Origin of the sequence: Winogradskyella vidalii, from assembly GCF_013403955.1 — a bacterium.
GTDB classification, from domain to species: Bacteria; Bacteroidota; Bacteroidia; order Flavobacteriales; family Flavobacteriaceae; genus Winogradskyella; species Winogradskyella vidalii.
On the sequence record NZ_JABFDG010000005.1, the window covers coordinates 114,742 to 135,478 of the forward strand.

The following is a 20,737-nucleotide window of genomic DNA, read 5'->3' on the forward strand; positions in this document are numbered from 1 at the left end:
GGAAATATCTAATAAAAGTTTTATAATAGGAATAAAAGCAATAATTTTCAGTAGCTATTTAATCAACCTAATTATTCAATATGAAAAAATTCAGTCTATTTGTGCTTGGTATTGCCTTAGGAGCGGTTGCCATGTATTTTTATTGCTCTAACAGCGAAACCGATTTTGAGTCTGCGCCGCCAGTGGTGGCTCCAAAAGGGATTATTACGCCAAGTGCAGCCAAAACATTAGATACTGCTTATGATATTAAACATCAAATTATTAACGATTCGCTTTTTAAGAAATCTACAGACGGTGGTGATAATAGATCGTCTTGGTGGTCATTAGAAGATGTTCAAAATTATATTAACTATGCAGAACATCAATCAGGAGAATTAGGCTACACCATGGATGGACTTAGAGTGTATTTGGGCTCTTATCCTAATGCTAATAATGGTGAAGCTGGTTTAACTACCATGTTTATGGTGCCAACCGGAGTTAAGAATGTTGCTAAAGGAAGTGCTTTTTCATTTCAAGGAGGAAATATCGATATTAAAGATGCAGATGTTTTAAATCGTTCTGAACACGGCAACCCACCAAGTGCAAATTACCCTCAATAATATATGTATTGGATATTGTTCGCTTTATAACGCATTTAATTGAGTTAGTCGCCGCATTGTCGGGCTCCTATTATTGGTTAAGAACTAAAGAGGACTCCGTGCTGCCTTTTGTTTGGTTTTTATGGGTTACCGTTTTTATCGAAACGGTTGCCATGTATCCTTATTTATACAATTATTCTGATAATGCATTTGTTAATTGGCTAGAAAGTTCTGTATTGGAAAGGAATGTTTGGTTATACAATATTTATAATTTTTTGACCTTAATTCTTGTGGGTATTTTTATGATAAGAAACACGAATACATCCGTGTCTCATAGAATAATAAAAATAATTATAATTGTTTATTCGTTTTTTACAATTTGCTGCTTCTCAATAACAGGAAGTTTCTTTCTGATGTCATTACCCTATGATTTGGTGATTCAGACGTTTGCAATGTATATTATGCTATTGGTGTATTTACGGGAGTTAATAGCGAGTGACCAAATTTTATATTTCTATAAGTCACATGTTTTTTATCTCATTTTTTCAATTACCTTCTGGTTTATATGCTTAACACCGTTATTTATTTTTGACTCTTATTATAGGGCTATAAATGAAAGTTTTGTAGTGTTTAGAGGGCGTTTTTTATTTGTATCTAATATTTTACTTTATTCATGTTATACCTTTGCTTTTTTATACTCGCTATGGCAGAAAAGACAATTAGCAATGAAATCATTGCGCTAATTGCTTATGTTATTTTTTTTACTTTTTCGCTGTGTATTGTATTTATCATTTTCTTTACGACGTTTCAAAAACGTAAAAACCAATTATTACAAGATAAAATTCAACAACAACAAAAGTTTGATGAGGAGCTGATAAAAACCCAACAAGAGATTCAAGAAGAAACTTTAAAACATGTGGGACGAGAGCTGCATGATAATATAGGTCAAATGATGGTGTTGGCTAGTATGCAAATGAAAGTTGCTGCGGCTACTGTAAAAGATGAAACAAAGTTAAAAGTTGATAATGCTTCAGAAGCTTTAAAAAGCGCTTTAGATGAAGTTAGAGCTTTGTCTCGATCTTTAAATACTGATGTAATTTTTAATTTAGGTTTTCTTGAGACGGTAAAAAATGAAGTGGCACGTATCAATAAAACAGGACTTATAGTGTCTCACTTAACTACGGTAGGTCCCAAGGTTCAGTTTGAAAATAAGAAAGATGAAATTATTCTATTCCGAATCCTTCAAGAGTTTTTTTCAAACACTTTGAAATATGCGGAAGCTGAGTTTTTAAATGTAACGATTACTTATAACGCTGAATTTTTAACGATTAAAGTTGAAGATGATGGATTGGGCTATGATGTTAATAGTTTAAAAAAGGGATCAGGCTTAATAAATATGGAAAAACGGGCTGAATTAATAAATACAACGTTTCAATTAAAATCAGAAATAGAAAAAGGAACCGTTCTTACGCTAGAATATCCTTACAGAACTGTTTAGGCTTGGCAAGCATTCCATAAAGGGTCATTGGGTAAAGGTGCTGTGATGACAATTTCTTCTTTTTTTACAGGGTGTGTAAAGCGTAATGTTCTAGCGTGTAAGCTTATGCTTGCGTCTTTGTTGCTGCGATCAAAACCGTATTTTAAATCGCCTTTTATCGGGCAACCAATGGTGGCTAATTGCGTGCGAATTTGATGGTGTCTTCCGGTTTCTAAATCAATTTCTAACAAATAAAAATTATCTAGCGTTTGAAGGATTTTGTAATGGAGTATCGCTTTTTTACTACCGTCAACTTCTTTTGGGTAAGCTGTAGATTTATTGTTTTTTGGATTCTTTTTTAACCAATGAACTAAAGTGTCTTTTGTTTTTGGAGGCATTTTTTTTACTAAGGCCCAATAGGTCTTTTTGGCCGATTTTTCAGCGAAGAGTTTGTTGAGTCGTGGTAATGCTTTACTTGTTTTTGAAAAAAGTACAATCCCTGTTGTGGGTCTATCTAAGCGATGAACGACTCCAAGGTATACATTGCCCTCTTTATTGTATTTTTCTTTTAAATACGATTTTACGACCTCACTCAGTGGTTTGTCGCCTGTTTTATCGCCTTGTACAATATCTCCAGCACGTTTATTAGTCACAATGATATGATTGTCTTCGTGAAGGACCTGAAGGTTATCTTTATTAGAAAGGATTTTTTTAGACATTTTAGATCTTTAGACTTTTAGAAAACATTAGTTTAAAGTAGATTTAAATTTTGATATCATTTTGATAATTTTACCTAATTCTGAAAAGCATGATTGGAGTTCATTATCAAAAATAAAATTTAAATCAGCAGAAATAAGTAGCTGAGTTTCTATTTCGTAAGCAGAACCTATTGATATATGTAAAAATCGAGCAAAATCTTTATTAGAATTTCTAGAAAATCCTTCAGCTTTATTTGAGGGAATTGAAACAGAGGCCCTTCTTAACTGATTAGTTAGGCCAAATTTTTCTGAATCCGAAAACTTTGAAGTAATAACATAAATTTGAGAGCAGAATAACCTACTTCTTTTCCAAATCTGCAATTCTTTAAATTTATAAGCCATTTCAAGGTTTAGCTATCTAAATAATCTAATAAAGTCTAGGTATCTAAAAATCTATATTAATATTGTTCATTCTCATTAGGGAAATCTTCAGACTTTACATCATCTACATACTGAGAAATAGCATTGGTCATGTCTTCATATAGATTCAAATAGCGACGTAAAAAACGAGGGTTAAATTCTTTGGTCATTCCAATCATGTCGTGAAGTACTAGAACTTGTCCATCAACACCATCACCTGCGCCAATTCCAATGACAGGTATTGATACGCTTTCTGCAACTTCTTTGGCTAAAGCTGCGGGGATTTTCTCTAATACAATACCAAAACAACCCGCTTTTTCTAGCATTAAAGCATCATGTTTTAATTGATCGGCTTCTTGTTCTTCTTTTGCCCTTACGGTGTAGGTTCCAAATTTATAAATGGATTGAGGTGTTAATCCTAAATGTCCCATAACCGGGATTCCGGCGTTGATAATACGCTTTATAGAGTCTTTGACTTCTTTTCCACCTTCCATTTTAACAGCATGTCCTCCTGATTCTTTCATTATTCTAATGGCAGAACGTAAGGCTTCTTTAGGGTCGCTTTGGTAACTTCCAAAAGGTAAGTCAACCACTACTAAAGACCGGTCAATTGCTCTAACAACGGAAGAGGCGTGATAAATCATTTGGTCTAATGTAATGGGTAGCGTAGTTTCGTGCCCAGCCATAACATTACTTGCTGAGTCACCTACTAAAATGACATCAATCCCAGCACCATCAACAATTTTTGCCATGGTATAATCATAGGCGGTTAACATGGATATTTTTTCACCTCTAGATTTCATGTCTATAAGGCTTTTTACAGTAATTCTTTTATAGTCTTTTTTTGCTACTGACATTGTGTATCATTTAATAGGCTGTAAAAATACTGAGAATTGTTAAACTTTTAATGACTTAAAGCCATAAATAATGCCGAATTTGTAATTGGAATATATCTTATATAAAATTTTGAACTCATGTTTTTAAGCTCAGAGTTTTTGCCCTTTTGAAAGAAAGCTTAGCACTGACTTTTTGAGAGGCTGAGCGAAGTTAAAGTTAACAATCCGTCAAATGCACCCCAACGGCCAATCCACCTTCTGAAGTTTCCTTGTATTTAGAACTCATATCTTTTGCGGTTTCCCACATGGTTTGAACGACTTTATCTAAAGGAACTTTTACGTTTTTAGGATTTGTGTCTAAAGCTAATTCGGCTGCATTAATGGCTTTAATGGCTCCCATGGAGTTGCGTTCAATACAAGGAACCTGAACTAAGCCACCAATAGGGTCGCAGGTTAGGCCTAAATGATGTTCCATAGCAATTTCTGCTGCGACTAAAACTTGTTCGGGTGTGCCGCCTAACAATTCGGTGAGTGCTCCTGCAGCCATAGCGGAAGAAACGCCAATTTCTGCTTGACAGCCGCCCATAGCAGCACTAATAGTGGCATTTTTCTTGAAAATACTTCCAATTTCACCAGCGACTAAAAGGAATTTTTTAACCTCTTCAAATCCAGCATCATGATTTTCTATCACTAAATAATACATTAATACCGATGGAATAACACCAGCACTGCCGTTAGTTGGTGCGGTGACAACACGTCCTAACGATGCATTGACTTCATTAACAGCTAAAGCGAAACAGCTAACCCATTTTAATATTTGTCGGAATTTAACTTCGGTTTTCCGAATCGTTTCTAGCCAATCTTGTGGGGTTTTATATTTATAATCGCCGATTAAGTTTTTGTGCATATCATAAGCACGACGTCTAACATTTAGTCCGCCAGGGAGATTTCCTTCAGTGTGGCAACCAGTATACATGCACTCTAGCATGGTGTCCCAGATACGTTTCATTTCAAAATCTATAGCATCGGTATCTCTAATTGATTTTTCGTTTTCTAAAACAACACCAGAAATAGGTAATTGTAATTGGTCACAAAATTTTAGAAGCTCCTCGCCATAAGCTACTGGGTAAGGAAATGTGCAATAGAATATAATTTTATTGGCTTTAGATACTTTGCGTTCTTCTTGAACCACAAATCCACCACCAATAGAGTAGTAGGTGTACTTATAATTTCGGCCATTGATTAGTGCGGTAAAAACCATGCCGTTTGAGTGGAACGGAAGTGATTTGCGATTAAATACGATATCGGTTTTAAAATCGAATGGAATTGCACGCTCATTATTAAACATTAAAACATTAGTTGTTTTAACATCATTGATAATAGTGTTGATGTTCTCAATAGGCATGCGTTCGGGGTCGGCACCCGTTAGTCCTAAAATTACGGCAAAATCTGTAGCGTGGCCTTTTCCGGTTAAGGATAATGAGCCATAAAGATTTACGGTGATTTTTTCAACTTTATCAAAACGTTTTTTGGTTTTTAATTCCTTGATCCAACGTTCTGCTGCGCGCCAAGGCCCTAAAGTATGTGAACTTGATGGCCCAACACCAATTTTTAGCATGTCGAAAACTGAAATACACTCCATTTACAAAACCGTTTTAGATACGTTACAAATATACAGTTTGAAAGTTCACTTATTGAATTTTAACACTGAATAAATGCCATAAAAAAAGTCCGAGAAAGTATAGTTCTCGGACTTTAAAATTTCTTAAATTAATATCAGCTTAAAATGTTTCAAACTCAGTAATGTTGAATGTTTCCATTACACTATTAAGGTTGGAAGTATCTATATCAACACCATTAATAGCATCAGCAGGTAAAATGACGATTCTAAAAACTTGATTTTGAGTAAAATTGCTACTCACTGTAGATAAATCAAAATTTCCATCTATTATTATTTTTACATCAGTAAAAGTGTGATTAAAAACATATTGAATAATATCGGTATCATTAATAAAGAAGTTTTGAGGTAATGGTGACCAAGCATCGGTAGCTTGATTATCAATAGTCACAACTTCATCTAATCGATACACTAAAACTACATCACTATCTACAATATCATAAGGCAATGCAACTAAGGCTTCTTGTAAACCAGTATCATCATAATATTGGAAATTAACTGGTGGTACTTCAAACGAAACAGCTGCGTACTCATCGGCATTTAAACCAGGAGCACCATCAAAACCAGGAGGGCCTTGATCGCCTTCACAAGCCGTTAATAAAAAGGTAAGTGCAAATAATAAAGAGGCTAATTTTCTCATGTTGATATAAATTTTAATTAATTACTAATGTATTGCTATTTATTATCAAACAGTATGCCCTTTTTAGATATTATTAAGATTTAACTCTTAAATGAAAATGAACCGAATTATTACCATAAAAAAAAGCACCTTCAATTGAAGGTGCTTTTAATGGAAATAAAATTAGCAGATTTATTTAATTAAAAGCTTAAAGCTTTCACCATTTATTGTTTTCAAAATATAGGTGCCAGCAGTTAAAGTTGGCAATTGAAAATCCATTGTGTTTTCTTTAGACGCTATTTCACGACCTTGAAGATCAAATAAAGTAACAGAAACAGCTTTATTAAAATATACCGTTTGATTAGATTTTGAAGGATTAGGAAACATTTTTAAAGCTTCAGACTGTAAAGTAAATTCATCAGTACTTAAAGTATTATTATTAAGTGCATAGAAGCTTAATGTAGAACTTACTTCGTTAGCCATAATAACTAAACCAGTATCATTAGGACTGTTTTCAGGAGATACATAAATAATGCCTTCTGGTCCTAAGTCACCACCTTCGTCGTCGCCTAAATCTCTGTTGTTAATGTATTTTTCAAAAATAGCATTGTTTGGATCCGTAATGTTATAAGTCATAAAGCCACCAACACGTTCTAAAGTTACAAAAGCGTACATTTCACCATCAATTTCTGCAACGGTGACACCTTCTGGTTCAGGACCTTTATTGTCACTTCTGTTTTTAAAGTTGTTATTGCTATTACTAGCATTAAATAAACTTCCATAAGTTAGGTCATTTGCCGTAATACGTTCAAAGTCATCTCCACTATCAAACACTAAAGCTCCAGTCTCAGTATTCCAAATACTAAAAGAACGTGAACCTAACACATGAATTTCATCAAAGTCACCATCATTATCTAAATCACCATTTGCATTTGTTACAGTTAGTCTTCCTAAGTTGCTATCTAATTGTAAGAATGCTGCATTAGGGAAGACTGTTGGATCTAAGTTTAGATCGCTAACTCGTTCTTCTTCTTCAAACGTATCATATTCTCTAGCATCTCCTTCGTTAGCGGTTACTAAATAAGTCACACCGCCAACTTCGTAAGACGCCATAGCATCTGGCATATACATTCCTTTTACTGGCCAATTCGCTAAGAAGATAAAATCGGTGTCATCAGATGCATCTAATGTATTACCTTCTAAACTGTGATCTTTTAAACCTAAAGGTAAAATGTCAGTAATAGTGTTACTTGTTAAATCAATAACTCCAATAGCATTGTTTTCTTGAAGCGTTACGTATGCTGTTTGAGAATCACTTGAAAACGTAATATATTCTGGTTCCATATCTTGAGATACTGATGCGTTTGGTCCAAAGACTCTAACACCTGCAGCTTGTAATGACGCTAATTGACTATCGAAGCTATTAAAATTGATGGATTGAACATCAGCTTGCGTAATGTTTCCTAAACCTCCAGTAACATCAATAACAGAAATACTGCCTTCAGGATCTACAGAATAATCATCATTTGGTTGGCCTTCGTTAGCGACCAAAAGTTTTGTGCCATCAGGAGTGAATCCAACCATATCAGGAAGATTTCCAGCAGTCACAGTAAATAAGTTTGCACCATCAATATCACAAAATACAACAACACCATCTTCTAATGGTCCTTTTGAAATTCCGAGAGCAACCATATCATTCATATAAGCTACACTTGTTGGGTCACCATAAGTCGATAAATCAATAGAACTGATTGTAGAAATGGCGTTGATATCAGAGAAATCTATAATCTCTAATTTCTGACCTGTTGAATTCAATACGAATAAACGTTCTGAAACAGGATCGTGAGCTACTATTTCGGCAGAACCAGCACCATCCACTAAATAGCTAGAGAGATATTCAATATCTAATACATTTGTTGGTACAGGAATTATATTGTCTTCATCTAAAATGTATACTCCAGTAGTTTCATAAGCACCAAGTGTTGCATTAACTGGATTAGAAAGTTCTAAAATAAAAAGTTCATCCATTTCTGCTAAAGCATCATTTACAACAGGAATAGTTATTGTAATTGCATCTGATGAATTTGCAGGGAAATTTATGGTTTGATTTGTGAATGTAAAATCATCAGTCTCGGTAGCTGTTAATAATTCAGTTACTAAGCTAATATCTATTGAAACAGCAGCGCTAGGTACAGTAGATAATTCAACAGTAACGTCTATTGCTGTCTCATCTTCATTAACAGCATAAGTGCTTTCTGTAAAACTTATTTGTGGTGTAACATTAGTTACTGCTGTAAAACTTCCTGGAGATGCAAATACATCGTCACCTAACGATTGTCCAACTAAGTTGGTAGCCGGTGTCCAGTTAGTGCCTTCATCAAAATCAGCATCAGGATTTAATAACTCTAAAGAAGGGCCATCACCATCTGCTGTAGTGGGCCAAGGTGCATCATCACTATATTCAACTTGTGAAATGACATCTCCATTAGAATTTTTAATTTCTAGTAATTCGCCACCATTTCCTAAAGCATTAGAAATAGCTTGTGGCATGTCTAGAAATATTTCACCATAAAAAGCTTCAGCAGAGGTTTTGTCAGTTGCTAATAATACCATTTCACCTGTAGCAAGTGTCATTTCAGGAAATGTAAAGATGAAATTCCCTTCGTCATTAACAGTAATACCACCTAAATTTATAGAAGCTGAACTGCTGTTATAGATTTCCAAAAATTCAAGTGCATCAGAATCATCAGAGGGTGCATTATACATGATTTCAGTGATAATTAATCCAGAGGTTAATGTATTGTAAAATAAATCTTCACTTATATAAGCCGTAGTTTGTATATTAGAGAATGCATCTTCAATATTATTAATACTTACATTGTAAGCTACTCCTTCCGTTAAACCTGAATGCGTCACAGTTGCTTTTAAAGTCGTATTATCATAGGTTACTGAATTGATGGCTAATGCAGGAGAGAACACATAATTTGCAGTAGCTTCTGCAGTAGCAGGTGTTACCGCTTCAGTAAAGATAACTTCTAAAGTCGTTTGATTTATTGAATTAACATTAGCAACACTTGGAGGGTTAGTATCTGTTGTTGAGATTACAAATGGAGTTGTATCAAAAGGCAAACTCGCATCATCTTCAAAATTGTAGTTATTCACTGTATTTAAAGCGACAATATAACCGTTAGCAGTAAAACCAGTTCTAGGACCATTATAAGTTGCTAAAGATGTACCGTTGGCATAAGTGATTGCTGTAGAGCCTTCAGTTAATCCAGTACCTGCAAGACCAGTTCCAGCGCCATCATCATAAGCAGACGATGAATTTGCAACAGCAGTTATAAAGGTTGTTGGTGTATCTATATCTGTTCCGTGATAAACAAATATGGCTTCAGACGAGGCTGAAATCCCACCAGGCTCACCAACTATAGTGCCATGTGATACGCTTGGTGTTGCGCTAATAGTGTAAAAGGTAATAATTGTTCCTGCGGAAATAACATTAGAACCGGTTTGCCATTCGTAATTGGCTTCACCTGAATTAAATTCTGTTACTTCCCATTCTTTATCGGAAAAATAAATAATAGTATTTGCAGGAATGTCAACAAATGTGACCATGGCAAAATCATCGTCATCATTCGCATGGAAAGCTGTAAATGCCATGTCGCCAGTGTTTAATTGAGCACTAGCAAAGCAAGTGAAAAAGATAAAAAATAATTGTAAAATGTGTTTCATAATTTTTGGTTGATTTTAGTTTTTGTAAAGCTATCAACCATAGGTGTCTTTATTACAGACTGAGTATTATGAAAGCGTGAAGAATTTCTTAATAACGTTAACCTGAAGTTTTCTTAATGTTGCGTATATATTACGACTTAACAATTTGTTAAAGTGACATCATGTCATATTTTTTGTCATGGCATAATCATTGACTTATACAAACCGAGTATAAAAATAATAATAGTATAATTTCCGTGTAGACGGAAAACGAATAACAAATAAAAATTATGAGTAAGATTATTGGAATTGATTTAGGTACAACCAACTCTTGTGTTTCTGTAATGGAAGGTAATGAGCCGGTTGTAATCCCAAACGCTGAAGGTAAAAGAACAACACCTTCGGTTATCGCTTTCGTAGAAGGTGGTGAAATTAAAGTTGGAGATCCAGCAAAAAGACAAGCAGTAACTAACCCAACAAAAACAGTTTATTCAATTAAGCGTTTTATGGGTAATAAGTATTCTGAGTCTAAAAAAGAAGCAGAACGCGTACCATATAAAGTGGTAAAAGGTGATAATGATACGCCACGTGTTGATGTTGATGGTCGTTTATATACGCCTCAAGAATTATCAGCTATGATTCTTCAAAAAATGAAGAAAACGGCTGAAGATTATTTAGGACAAGATGTGTCTGAAGCTGTAATTACAGTACCAGCATATTTTAATGATGCACAACGTCAGGCTACAAAAGAAGCTGGTGAGATTGCAGGACTTAAAGTTCGTAGAATTATTAACGAACCTACAGCTGCAGCATTAGCTTACGGTATGGACAAAAAAGGTACAGATCAAAAAATCGTAGTATTTGATTTTGGTGGCGGTACACATGATGTTTCTATCCTAGAGTTAGGTGACGGTGTTTTTGAAGTATTATCTACAGATGGTGATACACACTTAGGTGGTGATGATGTTGATGAAAGAATCATCGATTGGTTAGCTGAAGAGTTTATCAAGGATGAAGATATGGATTTACGTAAAGACCCAATGGCTTTACAACGTTTAAAAGAAGCTGCTGAAAAAGCAAAAATTGAGTTATCATCTTCTGCACAAACAGAAATTAACTTACCATACGTTACAGCAACAGCTAGTGGACCAAAACACTTGGTACGTACATTAACACGTTCTAAATTTGAGCAGTTAATTGACGATTTAATCAAGCGTACTATTGAGCCATGTGAATCGGCATTAAAAGCAGCAGGTTTATCAAAGTCAGATATTGATGAAATTATCTTAGTAGGTGGTTCTACACGTATTCCAGCAGTAGTAACAGCAGTAGAGAAATTCTTCGGAAAAGCACCAAGTAAAGGTGTAAACCCTGATGAAGTTGTATCTTTAGGTGCAGGAATCCAAGGTGGTGTATTAACAGGTGATGTAAAAGACGTTCTTTTATTAGACGTAACGCCATTATCTCTTGGTATTGAAACTATGGGTAATGTAATGACGAAGTTAATTGAGTCTAATACTACGATTCCTACTAAGAAATCGCAAGTATTCTCAACAGCTGCAGACAATCAGCCATCAGTAGAGATTCACGTATTACAAGGTGAGCGTCCAATGGCAGCAGATAACAAAACAATTGGTCGTTTCCACTTAGATGGAATTCCACCAGCAAGACGAGGAACGCCTCAGATTGAAGTAACGTTTGATATTGATGCCAATGGTATTATTAAAGTATCTGCTACAGATAAAGCCACTAACAAGTCTCAAGATATCCGTATTGAAGCCTCATCTGGATTAACAGAAGAAGAAATCCAAAAGATGAAAGCTGAAGCTGAAGCAAATGCCGAATCTGATGCAAAAGCAAAAGAAACAGCTGATAAATTGAATGAAGCAGATGCTATGATTTTCCAAACGGAGAGTCAACTGAAAGAATTTGGTGATAAATTATCTGATGATAAAAAAGCGCCAATAGAGTCAGCACTTGAAGAATTGAAAAAAGCATACGAAACAAAAGATATCGCAGTTATTACACCAGCTTTAGAGAAAATCAACGAAGCATGGAAAGTAGCAAGCGAAGAAATGTACAAAGCTCAGGCAGAAGCTCAAGGTGGTGCTCCAGAGGGTGGACCAACAGATGCAGGTGCAGGTGCTAAAGGACAAGCTGCTGATGAAGGTAGTGATGTTGAAGATGTAGACTTCGAAGAAGTTAAGTAAGCAGAGAACCAACTTTAGCTTTTTTGCGAAAGTTGAGTGAATCGCTTATACCAACGCAGGTGGGCATCTCAGAGAACCAACTTTAGCTTTTTTGCGAAAGTTGAGTGAATCGCTTATGCCAACGCAGTTGGGCATCTCAGAGAACCAACTTTAGCTTTTTCGCTAAAGTTGAGTGAATCGCTTAGCCGACGTAAGTTGGCCGTATTTCAATAAAAATTTGAAGTCAAAGCATGATAATGTGAAAGACTTTATAAATAATTAAAAAACGCAACCTAAATTTAGGTTGCGTTTTTTGTTTTATAAGTAATTCTAATGGAATATTGATAATTTGAGCCAAACACAAAATTGTAAAAGACTAAGGCGTAAAATTGAAATTTGTATGCAATTTAATTAAATTGTTAAGGTATTCACTTTTTTTTGTATTTTAACATTCTGTTAAAAAATATTTGTTCCTAAATCGTTATAAATTTTTCTTTATTTTAAGAAAATATTCTTTCTGGCGCGTAGTTGATTAAAACTTGTTGGCCATACGGATACCTATTACCGAGATTGGGAAACAAATATTGTAAGTTTCTTAAATGAGGATATTAAAAAAATCACTGTATCGTAGGTATTTATTATTTTTAAGTACCTTTCTTATAATAATATTAGCTATGCTGTTTATTGTTCAGTATAGTATAAATTCACAAATTTCTGATGCTTATCTAATTAATGTTTCTGGTAGGCAACGTATGTTGAGCCAAAACATTTCAAAACTAGCCTACAAAATAAACTATGGTAATTCTAAACAAAAAGATATTCTAATTTTAGATTCGTTACTTACTGAATGGGAGTTGCGTCATGATTATTTATTAGATATTAATACAGATAATTGGAAAAATGAAACCTTAGATTCCCTATTAACGGTTAATGAACAATATCAAAAACAAATATTAAGGTCAGGAAAGAATATAGTTGTAAATAATGACAAAGAAAATTTACAAAATGATTTTAATCTTATTTCAACATTAGAAGAACCTTATTTACACAATACAGATGTTTTGGTTTTAGAATATCAAAACACAACTCAAGAACGCCTTAGTGCGTTGAAATTTAAAATATACCTCTTTGTTTCGATTGCTTTTATGATAGTGATGTGTGAATTTTTGTTCGTCATGTTACCTAGCCTTAAACAATTATTTAAAAAAAATAGGTTATTAATAAATACCAATAAAGAATTAACCGCATCTAAATCGGAATTAACTCATAAAATTGAAGAGTTAAATAAACTTAAAGCAGAATTAGAATCGCGAGAAATTTTTAATAAAGCTTTTATAGAGCAATTGCCATCTCCCATTGCTATGCTTGATAATAACCTGAATTACATCACTGTTTCAAAAGAATGGAAAAAGGTATTTAAATTAGAAGAAGGCGAGGTTATAGGAAATTATCATTATGATGTCTTTCCAGAAATAGGTGAAGATTGGAAAGCTATTAATCAGAGATGCTTAGAGGGAGAAAGACACCGTTGTGATGAAGCCCTATTTAAGAGAAAAGATGGGTCGATTCAGTGGATATATTGGGATACAAGCCCTTGGTATAATGTTGATGGTACTATTGGAGGAATTATTATAAGCTCGGGTGACATTTCACATATTAAGAAAAAAGAGTCTGAAAAAAAACGTTTAGAAAATATTCTGTCTAAAACAAATGAAGTAGCGAGAATAGGCGCTTGGGAAGTAGATTTAAGAACCAACGAATCCTATTTAAGTGATGTTGTAAAAGACATCCATGCGATACCAAAAGATTTTGACATTAGTTTAGAGAAAGGCATTTCGTATTATAAGGAGGGAAAAAGTAGAGATAGTATTCTTGCAGCAACAGAAAAGGCTGTAAAAGAAGGTATGCCTTATGATTTAGAGTTAGAAATAATTAATTATCACAATGAGTCTGTTTGGGTCCGATCTATAGGTCAAGTTGAAATGGAAAATGAAAAACCAATCATTTTATATGGCCTTCTTCAAGATATTACCTATCATAAAGTATCGGAGCAAAATATATTAAAAGCTAAATCTAGTTTAGAAATGTTAACCCAAAATTTAATTGAACGCAATAAACAGTTAGCAGATTTTGCACAAATTACCTCTCATAATTTACGCGCACCAGTTAGTAACTTAAATTCTCTTCTAGGTTTTTTTAACGAAGCAGAAAGCATGAAGGAAAAAGAGCTGTTAATGGCTAAGTTTGAGGTGGTAATAGATCATTTAACGCTTACATTAAATACGTTGGTTAACGCTTTAAGAATAACAAATAATCATGCTGTAGAAAAAGTAAGTTTGAATTTTGATGATGTTCTACAAAGAACGAAAGCAGTTTTAAGTGGAGAGATTTTAAAATCTAAAGCGATAATTAAATCTGATTTTAGTTCGGTATCAAAAATTAATTACAATAAAATTTATTTAGAAAGTATTTTCCTTAACTTAGTATCAAATGCCATCAAGTATTGTTCAAAAGAAAGACATCCTGAGATAATAATTAAAACAGAGCTTGAAGATGGTAAAATTAAGTTGACTGTCTCCGATAATGGGTTGGGTATTAATTTACAAAGACATGGCAATAAAATTTTTGGACTAAATAAAGTATTTCATAGACACCCAGAAGCTAAAGGTGTTGGCTTATTTTTATGCAAAACTCAAGTAGAGGCTTTAGGAGGCTCTATAACTGTAACTAGTAAAATAAATGTTGGGACTACTTTTAAAATAAATTTTTAATATGAAAAACCATTATAATATTTGTGTTGTAGATGACGATGATATCTATCAATTTACCATAAGTAAAACCTTACAATCTTTAAAGTTAACGAAGAAAATAATGTTTTTTTCAGATGGTGAAGAAGCGATAAGTTTTTTGATAGAAAATCTATACTGTGAAGATCAATTACCAGATATTATTTTCTTAGATATCAATATGCCTATAATGGATGGCTTTCAGTTTATGGAAGAGTACGTTCAATTAAAACCTAAGTTAGATAAAAAAATCATTATTTATATGGTGTCATCTTCTATAGATCCCGTCGATATTGCTAAAGCAAAAAGTATTAGTGATATTTCTGATTATATCATAAAACCAATTCAAAAAGGAGAATTAAAGGCGATTATGGAACAAATTGAAGAGCGTGATGAACTAGCTTAACCTTTATTTGTAATATTATTTAGTAAAAACGCAATTTCCCGATAGCTATCGAGAAATTGCGTTTTTTACTTTTATTTTATTTTTTTTGCGCATCCAACCCTTTTTGTTTTAAAAGCGTTTTTACTAATAGAAGCGAAAACTTAGCAACGTTTCAATTAGAAAAAATAACCTTTTAAAAACAAGAATCATGAGAAAAGTAAACTACATTTTAATTTTAGTCTTAATTTTAAGTGTCAATTTAGTTGCAGCACAAGACGAAGAAACCAATAGATCTAAGTTTTCCATTGGGTTTACATTAAGCGAACAGTTGGTTGGTAAAGATTCAGGAGAGAATATCGAAGGTACTTTAGGGTATGCTATAAATTCTAATATGAGCTTATATTTATCAGCCGCGAATGCTACCATGAGAAGTGATGCATTAGATACCAATTATAAATTAGATAAATATGCAATTCAAGTGGCCTATGATTTTTTAAAATCTGAAAATACGAAACTCGAATCTCTATTTGGATTCTCATATCTTAATTTTGAGGAAAACATTCTTGAAGAAGATAACAATGGTTTAGGGATAGATTTAGGAATTCAAACCACCTTTAATTTAAGTGGACAACTTAATTATGGATTACGAATAGTGTCTACGTACAGCAGTTTTTCGCCAGGTGGAATTTTAAATGCGGGCATCAATTTTACTTACAGAATATAAAATCACTTTAAAAAGTAGTCGTTGGTAGCCAACTTACTAAATTACAACTATAAAACCATGTCAAAACTAGTATCAATAAACCAAAACGTGAGTGATTTGGTTGGATTAGCACAAGCATCCAATCAAAAAGCGCAGCTGGCACTTTACGATACGTTTTCGGCAAAGATGCTTGGTGTGTGTAGACAATATATTAAAGATTTACAATTTGCTGAAGATGTAATGATCACAGCGTTTCATAAAGCCTTTCAAAATATTCATAAATACGAACCTTATGGTAGTTTTGAAGGTTGGTTACGGCGTATTACGGTCCGCGAATGTATTTCGTATTTACGTATTCAGAAAAATAAATTTAATGTGGTAGAAATAGGCGATTACTATTTTTCACAGGCAGCGACCACATCTGATTATTCTACCTCAGAACTCATACAAAATGCCATAGATCAACTTCCGGTGGGGTGTAAGACCATATTTAATCTTTATGTGATTGAAGGTTATAAGCATCGTGAAATAGCAGACTTACTAAATGTTAGTATTGGGACATCAAAATCACAATTAGCACATGCCAAAACATTGTTAAAAAATAGGCTTTCACAATTAAATTTAAAAGACAATGGAACCAGATAATATAGAAAAAATAATTCAGGATAACTTTAAAGAACGCGAAATAGCACCTTCTTCGGAAGCCAGGGAGCGCTTAATTGTGGCCTTGAATACAAAACCTAAAAAGAAGCGAAAAATGTGGTTACATTATGCTGTCGCTGCGTCTGTATTATTAGGATTGTTTTTTGTGGGTAGCCAATTTGTACTAAAAACGGAAAATAACGAACAGCCCTTACAAATAGGTTATGATAATGATACTTCAGAAGAAACAGATGAGGTGAAGCATAATGTAACACCCGAACCTAAAGTAATTAAAGAGGTTTTAGTTTTTGAAACAGAAGAAGATTCTCGGAGTCCTTTACAATCTAAGAAAGAGGAACAGCACCCCACATTAAATTCTAATGTTACGCCTTCTAAACAACAATTAGCAGAAACATCTAATCGTATTCAAGCGAAAAAAGAATCACTTCCAGTTGAAGAATTTATTGATAAAAGCGCTACGGATGAGCAGATGATTACAGACAATAAAGAACAACTAGCAAATGCTAATACGTTAAATCAGACGCCCTATATCACCGTAGAAGAACTTTTACAGATAGCAACAACAAAGCGTCCTGTAGAGCAGCAAAAAAATAAAATAGCGCAACCAAAAACCTATTTAGAATCCGATGCACTTTTAGTAGAAATGGAAAAGGAATTATTTGATGAAAAAAACAAGAGTATTTTTAAGCGAGCATCCAAACAGCTAAAAGGATTTAAGGAAGCTGTTGCGAATAGAAATTACAAACCTAGTCACTAATTATTAATCACTAGTTTATTATGAAACATTACATCTTAATTGTCGTCCTGCTATGCTGTACAACATATACAATGGGACAGACCAACACTTTTGAAGCTCAGGCAGCACTTATCGCTTCCAGAATTGATTCTATTACTAGGGTTGAAAAGAGCACCTTAAAAAAAGCACTTCAGAAGCTTGATGAACAGGTAGAAAATAAGGAAATGACTTTTGAGGCTGCAGAGGTTGAAAAAAAGGAATTGGCAGTCTACCACGCCAAAAGAATTAATGAAGCCGTTTTTAGAGAAGAACAAAAATTACAAGCTTTAATAAAGGATAAAGTTAGTGGTAAATTAGAATGGAATGATGAAGAAAACGAACGAACTAAGCCATTTATAACCGTTTTTGAAGAAGAGAATTTCTATAAAGATTCTCTCAGTGGTTTAAAGGTTGAAAAACGTTTTACAACACAGTTTGTTATAACTTTTGGCGCTAATAAAATTTTAAACGATGATAGTGGCTATTACGGTGAAGGATTTAAATCAAATTTACTAGGTAATAGTGAACTAGGTTTTACGTTTAAATATAGACTCAAAGAAGAGACAACCTTTTGGAACTTAAAATTTGGACTTTCTATGATGGTTGATGAATTAAGACCAAAAGAAGATAATGATATGTTTGTAACTGATGGAGACGTAACAACGCTTCAAGATAGTGGATATGATCTTAAACGATCTCGGTTAGATAATATTTCAATGGCGCTTCCTGTACACCTAGAAATAGATTTTTCAAAACCACAATACCACAGTAAAACAGAGCAAACTTATTTGCGTTCGCAACGTGGTTTTAGAATGGGTTTAGGCGGTTATTTTGCCGTTAGAATTTATACCTCTCAATTTTTAAGGTATGATGATGAAAATGGATTAAACACACGGGTAACACAGCAAGATAATTTTAATTTGAACAATATTAATTTTGGACCAAGTGCTTATGTTGGCTATCGAGATGTTAGTATTTACGCTAAATATAATGTTAATCCGGTATTTAAAGACAATCCTGATGATATTAATATAATTTCTTTTGGTCTGCGATTCGATTTTAATTAAAGCACAAAAAAATACAATAAGAAGACGCAACCTTAATTAACTCAGGTTGCGTTTTTAATTTAGAGTATTTCTAATTAATCGACTGTAAATCAAAATTTAATTAATTTTACAGAAACGCATTAAATTGAATTTAAGACGAAATATTTTTTGGTTACTAGATTTTTTCAAAGGAAACTCTTTAAAGAAAACATATCACTTTACTATAGCTATTTTAGAAGCAAAAGATAGGCGTTGGGTTAAAACTGAAAATGCTAAAAAGTTAGATGAACTCTTAAGTCATGCTACTCAAACCACACAATATTATAAAGATAAAGCATTTAAAACTTTAGAAGATTTTCCGGTTGTGGATAAAAATATGATTCGTAATCATTATGATGAATTCTTTTCTGATAAGTATGATAAAAAGGATTGTAAGTTAGTAGCTACAAGTGGGTCTACAGGATCACCATTTCGTCTGTATCAAAATAAAGAAAAGGTTCGAAAAATTCAGTCGGATAATCTCTATTTTTCTGCAAAATCAAATTTCAAATTAGGACAATATTTAGTGTTTATAAGAATATGGCCAAAAAGCTTATCCACTAAATTAAAATTGAATTTTTGGATTAAGAATTTTAAGCCATGGAACATTTTAAATTTATCAGATGCTGCCATAGCGAAACTAATAACGGAACTCAATCAAAAAAACAAAACAATTAGTTTTTTAGGCTATCCAACAGCATTAGAAAAAATTTGCAATTATATCGCTGCTTTAGGGGAAAACCCAATCCGATTTAAAACCCAATCTATTATTACCATTTCCGAGGCTTTAAAGCCAACAACTAAAGCGCAAGTAGAACAATATTTTGGGGTGACGCCCTTGTCACGGTATTCTAATAATGAAACCGGAATTATAGCACAGCAAATAGAAGGAAATACAAATAAATTTAGAATTAACGATTCTAGTTATGTTATAGAAATTCTAAATTTAAATGAAGATACGGTAGTGCCTTTTGGTCAGCCTGGCCGTATTGTTTTAACCGATTTATACAATAAAGCAACATTATTAATTCGGTATGACACAGGAGATATAGGTTGTATGGATTTAGATGAAAACGGCATACCCTATTTTACTGAAATTTCAGGACGAAAAATAGATCAGCTTTACAATACTAAAGGGGACTTAATTTCATCACATTTGTCCTTAAGGGTTTTAGATTATGGAAGCTTTAAGCAATACCAATTGGTTCAGAAAAGTAAAAAAGAATACCATTTCAACTTCAATACGGATGCACCAGTAGCTGAAGCAAAATTAATTGCCGATTATAAAACGTATTTTGGAGACGATGCGATTATAAAAATTAATTATGTAGATGAGGTGCCGTTGCTCGCTTCCGGAAAACGCCGCGAAGTGGTTAATGAGTTTTATTTGTAGATTAACCTAAATATTTTGAATCCTTAGCCCTGTCTTTAATTGTGTGAATGGGATTTCCGAAGGCTAATTTAAAATCCCCAATTGGTTTTAATACTAATGAGGCTGCACCAACAACGGTGTAATCGCCAATACTTATATTTTGAATTATAGTAGCACTAATGCTTATGGCTGAACCAAGTCCTATATATACATTTCCTCCAACATGAACACCAGATGCTAAACTTGAAAAATTGGCCATAACAGAATCGTGTCCCAACGTAGAAGCAGTATTTAAGATGCAAACTTTACCAACTTTTGCACTGGCATTAATAACTGCATTGGCCATAACTACAGTGCCTTCTTCAATTTTAACATCTTTAGCAATAACAGCAGTAGGATGGATTATAGAAAAAAATTGTAGTTGAGGCGCTATGTTTACAATGTTATTGTAAGCCATTTGCCTAGCGTAATTATCGCCTACAGCAATTACGATACCTTCAATATTATGGGTTTTTATAAGTTCTGGAAGGCTATCTAAATTTCCAATTATTTTATAATTATAGACACTTAGATGTAAGGGTTTATAAGAGTCAATAAAACCTTTAATAGTATAATTATTCTGTTTTTCAATGCTATCAATAATCATTTTAGCATGACCCGAAGCACCATAAATTAAAATATTTATCATAAGATTTTAAAGATGTTAGAGTAGAGACTACCTCTAATAGTTTCGGCATTAATATACACAAATATAGGGTTACA

General features: G+C 33.5%; 17 protein-coding genes. 10 read left to right on the plus strand and 7 right to left on the minus strand.

The genetic code is table 11. The features are described 5' to 3' along the window. The first annotated feature begins 80 nt into the window (after positions 1-80). The gene (locus tag HM982_RS12575) at positions 81-599 is read left to right on the plus strand and encodes a hypothetical protein (protein WP_179353594.1); all 519 of its coding nucleotides are present in this window, start codon (positions 81-83) and stop codon (positions 597-599) included. A gap of 682 nt (positions 600-1,281) precedes the next feature. Then, positions 1,282-2,076: a sensor histidine kinase gene (locus tag HM982_RS12580; protein WP_179353595.1), complete on the plus strand. Its 795-nt coding sequence runs from the start codon at positions 1,282-1,284 to the stop codon at positions 2,074-2,076. Here the strand turns inward: HM982_RS12580 and HM982_RS12585 are convergent. From HM982_RS12585 to HM982_RS12610, 6 genes are all read right to left on the minus strand, one after another. Further along, positions 2,073-2,774, minus strand: a complete 702-nt coding sequence (locus HM982_RS12585) for an RluA family pseudouridine synthase (protein WP_179353596.1) — start codon at positions 2,772-2,774, stop codon at positions 2,073-2,075. The two genes, HM982_RS12580 and HM982_RS12585, sit on opposite strands and share 4 nt — an antisense overlap. A gap of 27 nt (positions 2,775-2,801) precedes the next feature. After that, positions 2,802-3,155, minus strand: coding sequence for a four helix bundle protein (locus tag HM982_RS12590; RefSeq protein ID WP_179353597.1), 354 nt, complete (start codon positions 3,153-3,155; stop codon positions 2,802-2,804). Positions 3,156-3,211: 56 nt separating this feature from the next. Further along, positions 3,212-4,030 carry a 3-methyl-2-oxobutanoate hydroxymethyltransferase gene (gene panB, locus HM982_RS12595; protein WP_179353598.1) on the minus strand — a complete coding sequence of 273 codons (819 nt, stop codon included), beginning with the start codon at positions 4,028-4,030 and terminating at the stop codon, positions 3,212-3,214. A 196-nt stretch (positions 4,031-4,226) separates the two neighbouring features. Next, the gene (locus HM982_RS12600; RefSeq protein WP_179353599.1) at positions 4,227-5,651 is read right to left on the minus strand and encodes an L-serine ammonia-lyase; all 1,425 of its coding nucleotides are present in this window, start codon (positions 5,649-5,651) and stop codon (positions 4,227-4,229) included. A 139-nt stretch (positions 5,652-5,790) separates the two neighbouring features. Next, complete coding sequence (locus HM982_RS12605; protein WP_179353600.1) at positions 5,791-6,327, minus strand: hypothetical protein; 537 nt, start codon at positions 6,325-6,327, stop codon at positions 5,791-5,793. Positions 6,328-6,498: 171 nt separating this feature from the next. Further along, a complete protein-coding gene (locus tag HM982_RS12610; protein ID WP_179353601.1) occupies positions 6,499-10,038 on the minus strand; it encodes a choice-of-anchor I family protein in 3,540 nt (1,179 codons plus the stop codon). A gap of 269 nt (positions 10,039-10,307) precedes the next feature. Between HM982_RS12610 and dnaK the strand changes: the two genes are divergently transcribed. The 8 genes from dnaK (at position 10,308) to HM982_RS12650 (ending at position 19,996) form a co-directional block, all read left to right on the plus strand. Beyond that, positions 10,308-12,227, plus strand: coding sequence for a molecular chaperone DnaK (gene dnaK, locus HM982_RS12615; RefSeq protein ID WP_179353602.1), 1,920 nt, complete (start codon positions 10,308-10,310; stop codon positions 12,225-12,227). A gap of 653 nt (positions 12,228-12,880) precedes the next feature. Next, positions 12,881-14,977 (plus strand): ATP-binding protein, encoded by a 2,097-nt coding sequence (locus HM982_RS12620; RefSeq protein WP_179353603.1) that lies wholly within the window; start codon positions 12,881-12,883, stop codon positions 14,975-14,977. A gap of 1 nt (position 14,978) precedes the next feature. Then, positions 14,979-15,398, plus strand: a complete 420-nt coding sequence (locus HM982_RS12625) for a response regulator (RefSeq protein ID WP_179353604.1) — start codon at positions 14,979-14,981, stop codon at positions 15,396-15,398. A 187-nt stretch (positions 15,399-15,585) separates the two neighbouring features. After that, positions 15,586-16,101 (plus strand): outer membrane beta-barrel protein, encoded by a 516-nt coding sequence (locus HM982_RS12630; protein ID WP_179353605.1) that lies wholly within the window; start codon positions 15,586-15,588, stop codon positions 16,099-16,101. 57 nt (positions 16,102-16,158) lie between these two features. Then, positions 16,159-16,725, plus strand: a complete 567-nt coding sequence (locus HM982_RS12635) for an RNA polymerase sigma factor (RefSeq protein ID WP_179353606.1) — start codon at positions 16,159-16,161, stop codon at positions 16,723-16,725. Continuing rightward, a complete protein-coding gene (locus HM982_RS12640; protein WP_179353607.1) occupies positions 16,712-17,500 on the plus strand; it encodes a hypothetical protein in 789 nt (262 codons plus the stop codon). The genes HM982_RS12635 and HM982_RS12640 overlap by 14 nt, the downstream gene beginning before the upstream one ends. Positions 17,501-17,520: 20 nt before the next feature. Then, the gene (locus tag HM982_RS12645) at positions 17,521-18,585 is read left to right on the plus strand and encodes a hypothetical protein (RefSeq protein ID WP_179353608.1); all 1,065 of its coding nucleotides are present in this window, start codon (positions 17,521-17,523) and stop codon (positions 18,583-18,585) included. Positions 18,586-18,709: 124 nt separating this feature from the next. Continuing rightward, positions 18,710-19,996, plus strand: a complete 1,287-nt coding sequence (locus HM982_RS12650; protein ID WP_179353609.1) for a phenylacetate--CoA ligase family protein — start codon at positions 18,710-18,712, stop codon at positions 19,994-19,996. A 1-nt stretch (position 19,997) separates the two neighbouring features. On the opposite strand, the gene HM982_RS12655 is transcribed toward HM982_RS12650, so the two are convergent. Then, positions 19,998-20,663 carry an acetyltransferase gene (locus tag HM982_RS12655; protein WP_179353610.1) on the minus strand — a complete coding sequence of 222 codons (666 nt, stop codon included), beginning with the start codon at positions 20,661-20,663 and terminating at the stop codon, positions 19,998-20,000. Between the last annotated feature and the right edge of the window lie 74 nt (positions 20,664-20,737).